This window comes from Lysinibacillus sp. NPDC093190 (assembly GCF_050280425.1).
In the GTDB taxonomy this organism is placed as follows: domain Bacteria; phylum Bacillota; class Bacilli; order Bacillales_A; family Planococcaceae; genus Lysinibacillus.
This window is the reverse complement of the sequence record NZ_JBNNVG010000006.1, coordinates 63,859-79,305: the sequence shown is the minus strand read 5'-3', so window position 1 is coordinate 79,305 and position 15,447 is coordinate 63,859. Positions and strand designations below refer to the sequence as shown.

General features: G+C 36.4%; 17 protein-coding genes. 12 read left to right on the top strand and 5 right to left on the bottom strand.

From position 1 onward, the window contains the following. Positions 1–13: 13 nt before the first annotated feature. From ACQKOF_RS07080 to ACQKOF_RS07070, 3 genes are all read right to left on the bottom strand, one after another. Entirely contained in the window at positions 14–1,216 is a 1,203-nt protein-coding gene (locus tag ACQKOF_RS07080; protein ID WP_427554930.1) for a macrolide family glycosyltransferase, read from the bottom strand. Between the two features lie 914 nt (positions 1,217–2,130). Beyond that, positions 2,131–2,664, bottom strand: coding sequence for a MerR family transcriptional regulator (locus tag ACQKOF_RS07075; protein WP_427554928.1), 534 nt, complete (start codon positions 2,662–2,664; stop codon positions 2,131–2,133). A 161-nt stretch (positions 2,665–2,825) separates the two neighbouring features. Beyond that, positions 2,826–3,851, bottom strand: a complete 1,026-nt coding sequence (locus ACQKOF_RS07070; protein WP_427554926.1) for an alpha/beta fold hydrolase — start codon at positions 3,849–3,851, stop codon at positions 2,826–2,828. A 134-nt stretch (positions 3,852–3,985) separates the two neighbouring features. Between ACQKOF_RS07070 and ACQKOF_RS07065 the strand changes: the two genes are divergently transcribed. Continuing rightward, entirely contained in the window at positions 3,986–4,870 is an 885-nt protein-coding gene (locus ACQKOF_RS07065; protein ID WP_427554924.1) for a LysR family transcriptional regulator, read from the top strand. A gap of 316 nt (positions 4,871–5,186) precedes the next feature. On the opposite strand, the gene ACQKOF_RS07060 is transcribed toward ACQKOF_RS07065, so the two are convergent. Next, positions 5,187–5,315 carry a hypothetical protein gene (locus ACQKOF_RS07060; protein WP_376074235.1) on the bottom strand — a complete coding sequence of 43 codons (129 nt, stop codon included), beginning with the start codon at positions 5,313–5,315 and terminating at the stop codon, positions 5,187–5,189. 550 nt (positions 5,316–5,865) lie between these two features. After that, entirely contained in the window at positions 5,866–6,630 is a 765-nt protein-coding gene (locus ACQKOF_RS07055) for an NAD-dependent epimerase/dehydratase family protein (RefSeq protein ID WP_427554922.1), read from the bottom strand. A 138-nt stretch (positions 6,631–6,768) separates the two neighbouring features. Here ACQKOF_RS07055 and ACQKOF_RS07050 point away from each other — a divergent pair, with 138 nt between their 5' ends. The 11 genes from ACQKOF_RS07050 to ACQKOF_RS07000 all read left to right on the top strand — a co-directional run bounded on the left by ACQKOF_RS07050 (position 6,769) and on the right by ACQKOF_RS07000 (position 15,229). Then, on the top strand, positions 6,769–7,650 hold the full coding sequence (locus ACQKOF_RS07050) for a LysR family transcriptional regulator (RefSeq protein ID WP_427554920.1): 882 nt from the start codon (positions 6,769–6,771) through the stop codon (positions 7,648–7,650). Between the two features lie 359 nt (positions 7,651–8,009). Further along, the gene (locus tag ACQKOF_RS07045) at positions 8,010–8,747 is read left to right on the top strand and encodes a GNAT family N-acetyltransferase (protein WP_427554919.1); all 738 of its coding nucleotides are present in this window, start codon (positions 8,010–8,012) and stop codon (positions 8,745–8,747) included. 297 nt (positions 8,748–9,044) lie between these two features. Next, positions 9,045–9,839, top strand: a complete 795-nt coding sequence (locus ACQKOF_RS07040; protein WP_427554918.1) for a MerR family transcriptional regulator — start codon at positions 9,045–9,047, stop codon at positions 9,837–9,839. 82 nt (positions 9,840–9,921) lie between these two features. Beyond that, the gene (locus ACQKOF_RS07035) at positions 9,922–10,536 is read left to right on the top strand and encodes an NDxxF motif lipoprotein (protein WP_427554916.1); all 615 of its coding nucleotides are present in this window, start codon (positions 9,922–9,924) and stop codon (positions 10,534–10,536) included. A 173-nt stretch (positions 10,537–10,709) separates the two neighbouring features. Further along, on the top strand, positions 10,710–11,543 hold the full coding sequence (locus tag ACQKOF_RS07030; RefSeq protein ID WP_427554914.1) for a CPBP family intramembrane glutamic endopeptidase: 834 nt from the start codon (positions 10,710–10,712) through the stop codon (positions 11,541–11,543). 94 nt (positions 11,544–11,637) lie between these two features. After that, positions 11,638–12,156, top strand: coding sequence for a DinB family protein (locus tag ACQKOF_RS07025; protein WP_427554912.1), 519 nt, complete (start codon positions 11,638–11,640; stop codon positions 12,154–12,156). A 124-nt stretch (positions 12,157–12,280) separates the two neighbouring features. Further along, complete coding sequence (locus ACQKOF_RS07020) at positions 12,281–12,667, top strand: Rrf2 family transcriptional regulator (protein WP_427554910.1); 387 nt, start codon at positions 12,281–12,283, stop codon at positions 12,665–12,667. A 205-nt stretch (positions 12,668–12,872) separates the two neighbouring features. Continuing rightward, positions 12,873–13,769, top strand: a complete 897-nt coding sequence (locus ACQKOF_RS07015) for an NAD(P)/FAD-dependent oxidoreductase (protein WP_427554908.1) — start codon at positions 12,873–12,875, stop codon at positions 13,767–13,769. A 133-nt stretch (positions 13,770–13,902) separates the two neighbouring features. Continuing rightward, the gene (locus ACQKOF_RS07010) at positions 13,903–14,217 is read left to right on the top strand and encodes a thioredoxin family protein (protein WP_427554906.1); all 315 of its coding nucleotides are present in this window, start codon (positions 13,903–13,905) and stop codon (positions 14,215–14,217) included. Between the two features lie 329 nt (positions 14,218–14,546). Beyond that, positions 14,547–14,756 carry a hypothetical protein gene (locus ACQKOF_RS07005; protein ID WP_370047299.1) on the top strand — a complete coding sequence of 70 codons (210 nt, stop codon included), beginning with the start codon at positions 14,547–14,549 and terminating at the stop codon, positions 14,754–14,756. Positions 14,757–14,851: 95 nt separating this feature from the next. Beyond that, a complete protein-coding gene (locus ACQKOF_RS07000) occupies positions 14,852–15,229 on the top strand; it encodes an SET domain-containing protein (protein WP_427554904.1) in 378 nt (125 codons plus the stop codon). Positions 15,230–15,447: the final 218 nt, after the last annotated feature.

The window sequence follows — 15,447 nt, the reverse complement described above, 5'->3', positions numbered from 1 at the left end:
ATAATGGTAGCTTTTAAATACCGTATTGACTTTTAAATTTAAAAATCTCATCAACAGCTTTGTGATACCCACCTGATTTTTGGAAGGATTCTTTCATATTTGCAACAGCTTTATGGATGGAAGGGTTGTTTAACACATGATCGGCAGCTTCATTTAATTGACTTGCCGTCAAGGTTTGCATTTGTAATTGAATACCTGCTCCGATGTTGGTAACTTGCTCAGCAATTACTGGCTGATCCGCACTTAGTGGAATTACGATTAGCGGAACCCCGTTATAGAGAGCTTCATTGGTGCTGTTCATTCCACCATGTGTGATAAATAATTTTGTATATTTTAGCAACTCGGTTTGTGGAACATAAGTTTTTACAATGAAGTTTTCAGGAATCTCTCCCAATTCACTAAGTTGAGTTTGTCCCCCAATAGACATGACAACAGTATGCTCAGTATTCCCAAAGGCCTTAAAACACAGCTTATAGAAATCGATGGCTTGATTTAAGACAGTACCGAGTGAAATGTAAATGGGTTTTTTCCCTTTGATGGCAGTAAGGTCGAAGTCTTCCTGCGTTAAGCGTGAAGAGATGGAAGGACCTACAAATTTATAGGTTTGGTCAAATGCTTCTCCGAAAGGTTGAAATTCCCTAGTTGTATAAACGACTGTAAGCGGTGCGGGATTACAAAAAACTTCATATGGAGAATTGATTTCAACATCATATTTTTCTTTAATTTTTGTTGTCAGCTGTTGAAAATCATCATTGATCTTTTTTAAAACTTCAGCTGGGACATTTTGTGAAAGATGTTCTAATGTTCTATCAAAGGATTGTTTAGTCTCAGCAAAAGATGTACATGAATTGATTGCCGGAAGCTTTAGGATTTTGGCAAGTAAATGGCCACAACCAAACATAGAATCATGGATGATGTAATCAAAATGCTCTCCTTTAATCTGTTCAAGAACGCTAGGTATGACGATATCTGCAGTAAGTAAAAGTCCGTTGACTCTCTCAAGTAAATGATTTCTTCCACCTGAAATAAAGGCTTTTATAAATTTTTGACCGTCAAACGTGCGCACAGTCGCTCCCGTCTTCTCAATACGCTCTCGAAAAGCTTCTATCGTAAAGAACACGACCTCTTCTCCTCGCGAAATTAACTCCTGCACAACGCCGAAAGTTGGATTGATATGTCCTTCTGATCCACCATTAATAAATAAAACACGTGTCAATTTTACCACTCCTTAAGTAAAGATATTTTCAAGATTGTGTAAGAGTAATGGATACTGTCACATATCATTGCTTAACTATGGTAAAGCACCGTGAGATCTTTTAGCAAGTTTAAGGATGTAACTTTTTTTAGGTGAATATAAAGTACGATTATGAGTTTAAAAAGAAAGTTGTTGAAGCTTATTTTCAAGTTGAGGGGTAGGTGATGAAGAAAACCCCCACTGATTAAAGTTTTACTTTATTATGGTAAGTAAATAACCGTACTGCTAGCAGGAGTGCCAGCAAGACCATTATGAGTCCCGACCAGCCGAGATTCCCTATGGAGAAGCTACTGATCACCAGTCCCCAGATTGCTGAGCCGAGAGCGAAACCGAACTGGATAAACGAAGTATTGACGCTAAGAGCAATATCTGGCGAGTGTGGTATCAAGGAACTACAACTGTTGTGCTGGGGAGGTCGCCCATGTGGCCACCATCCATATCATGATCAACGGGATGAAGCATAAATCAAGCCGTCTGCCCAAGTCACTAACAGTAGCATTCCGGCTTGGACGGAAAGACCAGTATAGATCATGAACTTCGGCCCTTTTGTATCAGCAATTACTCCTCCAAATTTGGAGCCGAAGAAACTGCAAAGAAGACGATTCTCTCTTTCTTCAATAGGAATTTGGATTTCGACAAGGCAAGTACCCGGGTCCCCTGAAAGTGGCACATAGATTTCCCTTCCAGGTCGGTCGCTTCGAATGCGGTAGCCGTTGTGCTCAATCCATGTAGCAAGGTCTATGCATGCTGATTCCGAAAACGCTGAATCTGAACGGAACAATAGCGTGGCTACTGTTTCCACGGACAGGAAACGTAGATTAAGATGCTCGGGAAGCTTAGTGGTGACTGGTTTCACGGTATAGCCGACCTCTAGCTCAAAGGCATGCAGGTACGTCCCACAGCACCATTTGAGGACCAGATAAAGAAGATCTAGAGTTCCTATCGAGAAGTCCATCGAAGACTTCGAAGAGAAATGGGATATCGTCAACTGTACCAGTAGAAACATAAGTAACCATGTGCATGTCTTCAACGCGCTTCATAACAACTTCCTGTTCTTTATCCATCCTACCTTCGCGTTCCACAAGCTGTATTCGTTCTTTAACCTGGGAAAGCTTAGACCTTTCGATATCAAGCAGTCGCTCGATTTCACTTTCTTTAAGTCTTAGCATGCCATGAATCTGTTCAGCGGATATATCTTCTTGAAGAAGATGCGCGATTTGCTGTAGTGTAAACCCCAATTCTTTAAAAATAACAATCCGAGTAATCTCTAGCAGCTGTTCGGCGGAGTAGTACCGATATCCGGTCGATTCATCGGTTTTGGTAGGTTTTAAGATTCCGAGCTGATCGTAATAGTGCAGAGTTTGCAGCGGAATTCTGCTTAGCCTGGAAAATTCGCTGATTTTAAACAATTCTTCACCTTCTCTTTTTATATTTCGGAATGAGTATACACCCTCTAGTCGGCTATAAAGTCAAGCACTCAATCAAATTTTCGCGAACTTTCCGATTTACAATCAGCTCTATTCGGTAAAACGAAGTCTCAAAACGTGCTACTTTGGAGAAGATCTATAATCTAGTTCTCCGCTCTAGTTGACTTCAAAAATTGTTTTAGATGGTTGTCTATCACGAGAGAATCCTGTTCGTTTTGTCCAATTCCAAAGCAATGTCCCCACTTAGATTTGATTGGCTGATAAATAGCATTAGGCATATATTTCACTTCATTTGCATTATCCTCAGGAGGAAAGAACAGATCAGTCGATCCTGGCATAACAAGAGCATGAGCAGTGATCTTGTTTAATGCCTGTTCAAAATTTCTGTTGTCTTGAGGATTGGCACTAATATCCCCGTTGATTCCTGTACGGAGCATAGCAATCAAATCGTTTGCATCAAAAGAAAGAAACACTTGATCCCAATAGTCTTCCAGATATACCTTTAACGTCGAATATCCCTCCGACTGATAGAGTTGCTCTAAATAATAAGCCTGAGAAAACCCCCAAGGAGCATAGGCGCGTCCCATCGCGGCGAGTCCTGCTACAGGCTGACTGTCATAGAAGCCTTCCTTCCAATTAGAGTCCGCTTGCAATGCTGCGATAAGCCCCTCAAAAACCACTTGCGCATGTGGCCTAGTCTTTGCTGTTCCGCCAAACGGTGCAATCCGCTCGACCATCTCAGGATAACTTGTTCCCCATTGAAAGGTTTGCAGCGCTCCGAGCGACCAGCCAACGACTAGAGCAATTTTCTTAATACCAAATTTCTCAGTTATTAGCCGATGTTGTAGCTGAACATTATCATAAATCGTAATGAGCGGGAAATTTGCTCTGTCAAAAGGGGCTGGTGTGTTGCTTGGGGAGGAAGAAAGACCATTCCCCAACATATTAGGCACAATAATAAAATATTTGTCCGGGTCGAGAGCTTTACCAGGTCCAATCAACCACTCATTATCAGTGTGCTGACCAGCAAACCAGGTAGGGTAGACAATTACATTTGACTTGGTCGAATTTAAAGTTCCATAGGTTTTATAGGCAAGAAAGGCTTGAGGCAACTTTTCGCCCGATTGCAGCACGACATCTCCCAGTGAATAAATTTCGTAATCTTTCATTATGTGATTCTCCTTCGTTATACAAGATTTGGTGTTGAAGCTTGATTTTTACTCTACGATACTGCTACCATCAAATCAACGAAACGTTTTTGACCATAACGTTCATTTTTTTTGAATAAAGAGGTGCTGTCTCATTGGAAATCCGCCAACTTAAAACATTTTGGACGCTTGCTTCCACACGCAGTTTTAGCCGTACTGCCGAAGTATTGAACTATGTTCCGTCTACTGTAACCATGCAAATTAAGGCTTTAGAGGAAGAATTGGGGGTCAAGCTGCTGGATCGCTTAGGCAAGAGTGTCGTATTAACAGATGCAGGCCAGCAATTGTTACCCTATGCCAACAAAATTTTAAATGATATAGAGGAGGCTCGGTATGTCTCAAGTCAAAGCGGAGAATTAACTGGTACGGTTATAATCGGTGCAGACGAAGTGCTCTGTACATACCGGCTACCTGCATTGCTCCGGCTTTTTCGCGAACGATATCCGCACGTTCGTCTTTTGTTTAGGCCCTTGTCTAGTCACCATTTGAAACAAAGTCTGAGAGAAGGAAATGTTGATGTGGTCTTTATGCTGGATGAACCTGTCGTATCTACGGATCTTCATACAGAGATTTTATTGGACGAACCTTTTCTAATGGTAGTTTCACCCGACCATCCATTAGCGACACGCTCTACATTAAGCATAGAGGATTTTAATAGAGAGCAAATTCTATTAAGTGAAAAAGGTTGCTCTTATCGGACTTTCTTCTATCGAACGTTACTGAGGAAGGGGGCCGACAGCTTAACGGAACTAGAGTTTAATAGTGTAGAGGCCATAAAGCAATGCACAATGGCTGGGCTCGGCATTGCCTTACTACCTGAAATGGCCATAAAGGGAGAGATGGAGCGGGGAGAACTGATTGCTTTACCTTGGGATTTATCGGAAATACGATTTGCTACTCAAATGCTGTGGCATCAAGAGAAATGGATTTCACCATCAATGAAGGTCTTTATCGATTTGGCAAGAAGTGTACTAAAATAGAGTCTAGTTAATAGCATATTTAATATCCCCGAATGTACAGGCGCAAACAATTCATGCCACCGCACCATAGTCAAATCGGATAGAAGAGGGAAAGGTCGAATCGGGGTTCATTTAAAACCTTGAATCGACCTTTTTTCGGAAGTGTGTAGGCTCGATGTTGAAATTAGTTCATGATAGAATTTGAGATGATTGCTACCTCAAAAACGTCAATGGATTATAGGAAAATTCAGAAAACTTACCTGAAATTCTCTTGGCATTAAATTTGGCTTATATGCTGTGGGCGTAATTAATATCAATTTAATATATTATTAAAGATTTACTTGGTAGCAATAAGAGCTTTAATAATTTCGTTCCAGTAGTCTTTATAAGTTTTTTTCTTTTTATTTTCTATCTGTTCTGACTGAATAATCTTTTCCTTTTTAGCGTTTTTTGTTAGGCTCTTCACTGAAAATTCTCCTTTTAAATGTGCTTTGTATGCAATGGCTAACGGTCAAAAAGCTGAATTCGATATCAATGGGGGGAGGGAACCCCCACTGATTGATGTTTCACTTTATTTCTTATACATATTTTCAATATTTATATTAAAATATAAACATTTAAATTTTCATCGAAATATGGATTTCATTTCTTGCTTCTCTAAACTAGAAACAGATAAGGAAAAGGTCACTAAAGTCTTCTGCCTTACATTAGTACTCATGTCTGTCTCGAGCTGAAAGGGGCTGATTTCTGCAACGACAGCAACACACGACCGAATGACCAACATCATGTTGCTGCCGCTACGTTAGCACTGCGCTTTCGCACAAAAAACATCTGTTGCTGTTGCCGCTGCCGCTACGCTTTCGCGCAGATAAAACCCTTTTGCTGTCGCTTCGCTTTCGCACAGACAAAACACGTTGCTGCCGCTACGCTTTCGCGCAAAAACATCTGTTGGCCGAAAGCCTTTCGGACGCAATTATGCCTCGGCATAATTGATATGTGCTTTGTGTATGCAACGTTTAACGGTCAAAAAACTGAATTCCGCACAATTTAAACGCATCTGAATTCGGAGTATATCCTACTAATCTTTTTGTTTCTTCAATATTTAAACGTTTAAAACGATTATCAGATAGACCATGTAAGATTGAAAAGGGAGGCAGGTTTTTAGCTGAAATCGTTTTTAGAAGAAGGTCACTAAAATCTTCTGGGCTTATATACGCACTCATGTCTCGAGCTGAAAGTGGCTGACCCTCAGGCTTGTAATCGTCATAAGCACCAATACGGATAGCGATACTTTGCAACTGTTTCTCATAAGCAAAATAAGATGCAAGTGCTTCCACGAAACATTTGCTAACCCCATACATATTCTTTGGTCTAATAGGTGAAGAATCGGTCACTTGAAAGTCTAGTGGATATCCTTCAACTGTTTGAGCACTTGAAGCAGCTATGACTCTTGTTACACCGTTATCCGATGCGGCTTTAAATATATTGTATGAACCTTTGATATGACTCTCTAATAAAGAAGTATAAAAATCTGCATCTGGAGAAGGATCTCCTGCTAAATGAATAACAATATCTATGTTTTTACATGCTTCCTGACAATCTTCTAAGCTAGAAACATCTAGATATGTAACCTCATGATCTGGCGACTTTTTAAATTTTTCTAATGGAGATAAATTAATGTCTGCCAATCTTAATTGATAGCTTGTTTGCTTCATTAAAGTATTGGTTATCTGTTGACCAATCTTTCCAGCAGCTCCTGTAATTAAAATTTTCTGTACCATGATAAACCCTCCTTTACGTTTTTATTAAATAAAAACAGTGTTTTACCTAAGCTTGTTCTGATTATAAGTATATGTTTGTCATTAATACAGCGAATAATTATAATGAAGTACATGAAAAAATTTCTTGGGGTGTTGACGATGAGTTTAGTAAAGTATGAAATTTTTAGTAAAGCAGCAGAGGTAAATAGCTTTACGAAAACCGCGGAGGAATTAGGATTAACGCAATCTGCTGTAAGTCATGCCATTACAAGTTTAGAAAAAGAGTTTAACTTTCCTTTATTTATTCGTAACAACTCTGCAATTAAGCTAACTCAAAATGGGAAGGATCTATTAGTCACGATTCGAGAGATTCTATATTATAACGATATGCTAAAGCAGGAAGTAAACGCTATTAACGGATTGAATAAAGGGACGGTAAAGGTAGGGGTATTTAGTAGTATATCTACAAACTGGAGTCCTTATATTATCAAAGAAATGGAGAAGCAATATCCTGATATAGAAATACAACTAATAGAAGGAAATTATGCCGAGATAGAGAAATGGTTACTAGATAGTGAAGTGGATTGTGGTTTTGTTAATAACAAAACTACCTCTTTACATTCATTCGATATTGTAAAGTTAAAGACTGAGCCACTTTTATGTGTAGTATCAGAGCAATCACCTTTACATAGCAACAAACATCTATCGGTGGAAGATATAGAAAATGCTCCTTTCATCATGCCAACTTATCAGTGCTTTGACGATATACAACTATTTTTTAAAGAGAACAATATCCAGCCAAATATTCGATTCGAGAATATGAACGAAAATTCTATTTTTTCTATGGTTGAAAATAATTTAGGTATTAGCATTTTACCAGAAATGATCATCCCTAAAGGATTGGATACCATAAAGGTCATACCACTTGAATTAGAGCAAACTCGAACGATTGGATTAGCCATCAGAATGCCTATTTCACCAGCAGTTAAAAAATTCGCTGAGATAACGGAGAAATGGGTAAAAAATGCGGGGCTTAATTAAATATCTTTATTAAAAATGAATCAACTTTATTTCAAAAACTATTCTTTGAAGATTTTTTCAAAATCTTTTTTGGGCATTTTTTTACACTTTTAAAAATACTTGAGCTTCGCACGGTGTGAAGCTTTATAATACTAGTAATTCGTCCTAAGTGTCTTTTTAAGGTGAAATTCGTTAAAAAATGCTTAGCCGAAAAAATAAAGAATGCTAGAGAATGATTAAATAATTACAATTTTGAAGTAAATGGTTAATAGAATTAGGTGAAGGAACTATGGAAAAAAGTTAGAAAAACAAAAAGGTTAGAAAATAATAGGGTAAATGTGGTGTTTTTAAATAGAATTTCAATTATAGGGGGAATGAGTATGTTCTCACAAACGATAACTGACTATTGGAAGTCGCAATTTTTAAAAGGAGACGTTATCTACAACGCTGAAAACTTTACGGTCACCATCAACCCTGACCTGAGCAAAGACAGTCGGGTCATGGTGCTGGAAACTGCTGACGGTCGGATTTTGGCAGTCTTGACGCCTGAGATGGCCAAAAAGTTAGACCTTTCTAAAGAACAAGAACTGTCAGAGCGGATTTTCCGTCAGAAATTAAATGAAGCAGGAGTCACATTGCATGGCGCAGATTATCTTTTTTATTTTTCAGAAGCAGAAAAGAACGTTTTGCTGCAAGAAGATCTTGAAGGTACATTGCGCCAATTAACAGAACGAGATGATTCAATTTTCTCAGAGTTCGAGTCTTCCGCTTCTGAACAAGACTTGGATGACGCTTATGTGGAGTTGGATCACTGGGCAATGTTCGGCTCTTTTGAGCAAGATCGCTTGGTCTGCGCTGCTAGCATGTATCCTTGGGAAGAAGATATGCAAATTGCGGATCTTGGCGTACTGACTCTTTCATCTTTTAGGGGAAAAGGTCATGCTCGCAAAGTGGTACGTTCAATCTGCAAGTACGCCTATGAGCAGGGATACGAACCGCAGTATAGATGCCAGCTCGCTAACGAAGCTTCAACATTCTTAGCTAAAGCAGCTGGCTTGACGCTACTTGGAAAGTGGGATGTAATTTCCCCTGACTGCACTGTTGGAGAGTCCGAGTAAGATAGGAGCGGGTTTATAATTGTTACGCCCATTCTTTCATTAAAAAAATTGGTATTTAATTTTGAGAAACCTTTCACTTAATCGAAATCCTGATCCATATAAATAGTCGTCATCTCATCTTGCCTCCGTGCCTCAAAATCAAACCTAATACGAAAAATTATCATTCTATACTCATTTACAAGAGAAGAGTATCATCTGGCATTATCTATTTTACTAAATGGAAATAATATGGGTAAGTGGTTAAAATAAGATAATGTGAAACATCATAAAAAATTTGCAGCAAGATAGGAGACTAAAATGTACACAATTGGGCAAGTAGCTAATTTTTTAGGTGTATCTAGAGATACCTTGAAATTTTACGAGGAAAAGGAATTAGTAAAGCCAAAGCAAAATATGGAGAATGGATATAGAAAATATAATCATTTAGATATTTATGATATAACAACAGTAAATTTCTATAGAGAAATTGATATTGAAATTAAAAAAATCCAGGAATTACGAAAAAGTAAGAGTATTGAGGGAATACAATCATTATTAGAAGAGAAAGAACAAGAGGTTTTACGGGAAATAGAGTATAAAAAGCTTCTTTTAAAAAAGCTTCGGATAGTAAAAGAAGATTGCGAAAAAATTAAACAATTTTTTGGAAAATACATAGTTAAGGAAATGAAGCCTTTAGAAATAAAGGGGGAAATTGAACATTTTACGGCATATGATGAATACGACAGTCTAAAAAAGAATGCAGACAGCTTAAAAAAAGCAGTTACTCTCACATCGTTAAGAAGAGTCATCTGTTTCAATGAAGAAGGTATGATAGATGATAAGTTTATAATTGTAAGAAAAGTGGAAGACCCTGATGAAGAAATAGAAGGTGAAATCCTATCCCATCCAAAATGTATTTATACAATTATTGAAGATGGAAGATGGTCAACTGGTGGAAAAAGTATTGATCATAACATGGAAGCGAATTTAAGAAATGTAGCAATAGAAAAAGGGTTTGAACTTTTGGGGCAAGTTTATATAAATCTCTTACTGACAACTTATGAAGATGGACTTGAACGTGTATTTTTAGAGATTTTTGCACCAATCAAGTGAAAATTATTATGTAAAAGGGGGTGTTAGAACTTATATCTTCAGCAATACTAGAAATATTTGAAGGATTAAGAAGGAGATAAAGATGAAAAGATTTACTTTATATCTATTAATGGCGTTCACAATTGTATTGATGTATGCTTGTTCACACGATACAACGCCTAACGAAGAAAGCAACAAAGAAAGCAACAAAGAAAGCAATGAAAAATCTGTTAGCAATGTACCTGTTAACATTCCTGACGATATATTTGTTTCTAATAAAGACAATGAAAATATTAGTGAAGCTGAAATGAAAGTAAGTTTAAAAAAGTATATGGATTATAGTCATGTGATAGATAAAGAAATGGAAAAGATTGTTTATCTTTATGAGGATGCTACTGAATCTGATCAGGAAAAATTACTTAAATTAATAGCTGAAGGGGAAAAGAATGATGCGAATTTCAATGATTTTATTAGTAATAATAAAATCCCTGATGATTATAAAGAACCTTCAAAGACAATCTATGAATTTGTTTCATCAATCAGAGAAACTTTAACACAATTTGAAGATGAAGTTGCTGGAATGGTCGAAAATGGTAACTTGACAGATATATCAAATTTTGCTTCAGAGCATTTTACTAAAGCGAACGGAAGGCAGCAACTAAAAATCGAAAATTTTTTGGACATGAAAAATATTAAAACTACATATTTCGATGAATAGAAAAAATATATTTATTTACCCTTTAAGTCTTTGAAGGGTATTTTTTATTTTTTCTTTCGCCGAATTTTGAGGTGGTAAATGTATTGACCTGTGAGTTACCCCTAGGTTTAAGCTAAAGATATTCTTAATTAATATTATTTTTACGAAAACTTAGTGTGAAGTGGGGAATATGCATGTATAGAGAAAAGAAACTAAAAAAACCAGTGGCAAGTTTTATTCTACTAACCAATATCATTTTTTTGCCACTTTTTTGTCTTGTAGGAGCCATACATATGTTAGGATTTCCTACATGGGCCTTTGATGTAATGTTCTGTATAGCAGCTTGGTCCTCAACTTTTGCTTTTGCAGTGCTGTTTAAAAAAATCTATCCTGGGCAGAGTTTAATCCAATTTGTTAAAGATAAATTCAACAATAAACTTAAGTTTTCTGTGATTCTTTCTGCGATGTTGATTCAAACATTCATATTTTTGATGATTGTATTTCTCGTATCGAAAAACAGTGAAGTAGACTCTATTTTTACTGTTTCTTCATGGGAAATGCTGATCTATTTCTTTTTTAAAAACCTTCTTGCAGGGCCATTAGGAGAAGAAATAGGGTGGCGAGGCTTCGCTCAAATTGAGCTCCAAAAAAAGCATACACCATTAATGGCTTCAATCATCATAGGATTTTGGTGGGGGATGTGGCATCTGCCTATATGGTTTACTACAGGGCTAGTGGGCATTGATTTAATCAAATATATTGTATTCTTTATGATTGCACTTATGTCTACGAAGATCGTCATGACAGCATTCTATAACTTAAATCAAAATTTAATCATCCCAATCATCATCCACCAATTATTTAATTTCTTTATTGGCTTAATTAATGGTAACTTACTGGAATTAATCATGTATAGCGCAATTCTTTATTCAGTAGTAGCGGTTTTACTCATCGTGATAAATCCAAAAAACGTATTGTATGGAAAGGGAGATACAAATATTGTTAATGGAAAGCATTACATGGTTTAGTGATAGTTAAGCGCGAGTTGACCAGCGAACGGCTAAGTTCAGAGGGGATTATTATGCAAACGGGCAAATTTTGAGGAATACGGAGGAGAAATAAATGAAGAGAAAAAATTTGATTGTCGTCCCCTTATCAGATTTTGAAACAGAGATTGGTCGATGGCTATGGTGTTTGGAAGATGTTCGGCGAACGCTTTTAGAAAAAATATCAGATATAAGTCAGGAACAGCTCGATGCCAAACTAAACGGTCACTCAATAGGATCATTATTATATCATATCGCTCTAATTGAGGCAGACTGGCTCTATGAAGAAGTTCTTGGCGGTAAATGGAATCCAAAGATCCGTTCTTTATTTTCTCAAGAAGACCGTAATGAGGATGACACATTGAGCCATATAGAGGGACAAACCTTAGATGAACATTTACATCGTCTACAATGTGTGCGTGATGAACTGCTTTTCCATTTTCGTTCAATGGACTTAGAGGATTGGCGTACATCCAGAAATCTCCCACATTACGATGTCACACCTGAGTGGGTTATTTACCATCTCCTTGAACACGAGTCACATCATAGAGGACAGATTTTTCAGATGCTTACCATTTTAAAGAGACAAAGTTAGCCGCTATCTTTAGAAGATGGTTGATTTTCACTTCAAAATCACAATGAAGACACAAATATTGAAATAACTAATATTCGATGCTATTATAGATATGTAAAGTCTCTAATTGAGGTGAATAACGATTATGAAATATTCTAAAGCTACAAATTATGCACTACACACAATGCTTTTTCTTGCAAAGGAAACACCAAATAAACCTTTAGGTGTCCAACAATTAGCTGAGATGCAAGATGTTTCTCCTACGTATTTGTCTAAAATCCTAACTAAGTTAGTAAAAGAGGGAATGATCAACTCTATATCGGGTGCCAATGGTGGCTATACACTTAGTCAGAATTGGGAAGATATTTCATTTTTAGATATAATACATGCAATTGAAGGCAAATCGTCTTTGTTTGATTGTTGTTTATACAACGATCCTAAGTGTGTAATAAAAGAAGTAATGCTATCTGCAGAAGAAAAACTAGAGAATGAGTTAAGAAACAGCAAAATATCGGATCTTGTGAAAAAATAGTAGTGGATTTATAGTCCACCATTATTTTTTGAACAATTAGAGATATAAAGAATCTTTTAAGTCTGCGATTAAAACGACCCGAACTTAATTTCTTACTTCAAATAGCTAAGAATCATTTTATTTTTAAACTTTAATTTGAACTAGACGGCATGTTGTAATGCGAAACAACATGTACTTTAAACAACCTATGAAGGAGAGTTACATGATGGAATTATTTGATTGTGCAATTATTGGTGCAGGTGGCGCTGGGCTAAATGCAAGTTTGATTTTAGGAAGATCTCGGAAAAAAGTCGCATTATTTGATAATGCAACAAATCGGAATCGTGTAACACAGGAATCACATGGATTTCTTACGCGTGATGGAATTAAACCAGCTAAGTTTAAAGAAGTAGCTTTGAATGATGTGGGTAAATACCCGTCAATTCATTATTATCAAAACACGGTTATAAATATTAAAGAACAACCAAATGGCTTGTTTAAAATTGAGACTTTAGAAGAAGTTGAGTATGTTGCAGAGAGAATTATATTGGCAACGGGTGTTCAAGAAGAATTTCCGTCGATTCCGGATATTCGAAAGTATTATGGGAAAAGTTTATTCAGCTGCCCAACTTGTGATGGATGGGAATTAAGAGATCAACCCCTAATTATTATTTCAGAAAATGAAGAACAGACCCTTTTTAAAGGAAAGCTTGTTTATAACTGGTCAGAGGATTTAGTGATAGCCACAAATGGGCATGAACTTTCTGCTCCGACATTGAATGAACTACAAAGAAAAGATATAACTGTCATTACTGAACCTATTCAGAATCTTCATGGTGAGGATGGTTATTTAAACAAAATAGTGTTTAGTTCAAGACTTGAAATAGAAAGAGTTGGAGGTTTTATAGTGCCAAACTTTGTTCGTCCAAATCGATTTGCAGAGCAACTTGGTTGTCATTTAAATGAAAATGGTAGCATTGTTGTGGATTCGGCAGGGCGTACGTCACAGGAAAATGTTTATGCAGCGGGAGAGACAACAAATTTAGGCCAGTCTTCATTAATTGTTGCAGCGGCTGAGGGATATAAATCCGCGATGGCAGTTGTTTTCGATAGTACAATTTAAAAAATTTTTAACTTAATTACGGATATTAGAGGTCTTTAATGTGTGATAAAAGGGAGAGAGAGTAGGGTCTAATAATAATTATAAGCATATTATAACTTCAAGATTTTTATTTCCACAAAGGAGGAAAAGAATTATGTCGATTGTTCATGTAACAACAAAGAAAGAATTAAGAGAACACTTAAATACTAAAAAAGTTGTGTTATTAAATTTTTGGGCTGAGTGGTGTGGCCCGTGTAAAATGCTTGCAGGGGTTCTTAATCAACTCAGTGAAGAATTTAGTGGCAAGATAAAAATTATAAAAGTGAATGTTGAAAAAAGCCCAGATATTGCAGCTGAATATAAGGTAATGGGCATTCCTAATTCTCGTTTGATTATTCACAATAAATCATATGAACCCATTATTGGATATGTGCCTTTTGAAAAACTGAAGCAAATGATTAGAGTATGATTCGTCAAACAGGAGGAAACCTAGTGATTGTGCAATTATTGGTGAGGACCTAGAGTGTACGTAAGTTTTTCCGAATTCTTAGCACTTGTAACATTTGAAATGCCGCCATAAATAATTGGGGGAATCTTTTTTCTTCCTCATGAAGTGTTAAGAAACCGTTGATATAACAATAGTTGTAGTGAGATGTTAGATAACGCTATCTTGAATTTGTTTAATTATGTACCAGTTCATGTTATAATAAGTAGCTTAAGGTAATTAAGATGTTCCTTATAACTGAACGGATGCCAAGAAAGCCTCCGCATAGAGATAAAATATAGAGGTGTAAGAGATTGAATAAAAAATGGACAATTGATAAAATTAAAGAATTTGTTGAGAATAATTCGGAAAGTAAGTTGCTAACGACTGAATATCACGGTTTCTCTCAAAAGTTATTATTTAAATGTGCGTGTGGTAGCAACTTTGAAAAAACATTTACAAAATTTAAAAATAAACATCAACGTAAATGTGACGTCTGCCAACCACCAAAAGAGTCACGCTAAACGACGTATTAGCTATAAGCATTACAACAGATAAAAAAAGAGCTAAATGTTACAGCTAGAAAGAATATTTTAAAAGTGAGTAGGAGAATACAAACATGATTGAGATAAAAAAATCCCCATTAAGTGATGGAGAATTCAATAGAGGGGTATTTGCAACATGTGATATCAAAAAAGGAGAGCTTTTACACGAAGCACCTGTCATTTCTTATCCAAACGAACAGCATCAATACGTTGAGCAAACCTTACTCGCTGATTATGCTTTTGAGTATGGGATAGGTCAATCTGCTATCCTTCTTGGTTATGGAATGTTGTTTAACCATTCTTATGAACCTAATGCAACGTATGAGATTAATTTTAAAAATCGCACATTTGACTTCTTTGCTTTCAGAGACATTAAAGCAGGAGATGAAATTCTAATCAATTATAATGGCGACGTTGATGACAAAGATCCACTATGGTTTGATCAGGAATAAAAAAGGATTTAAAATAAATCAGGGCGTTGATCCAAGAAGGGTAAAGTCACTTAATCAAACTAGTTTAACTTAGTAAATGCAGTTCGATTAAGTCTGATTTATCAAGGTTTTAAGCAATCCTCAAATAAACTGTGTTAAATAAAATTAACTCAAAAAAATAATTATGTGAGCAAATGTGTGAGCATTTTGGTTAACAAGTGATCTGGTTTAAATTGCTA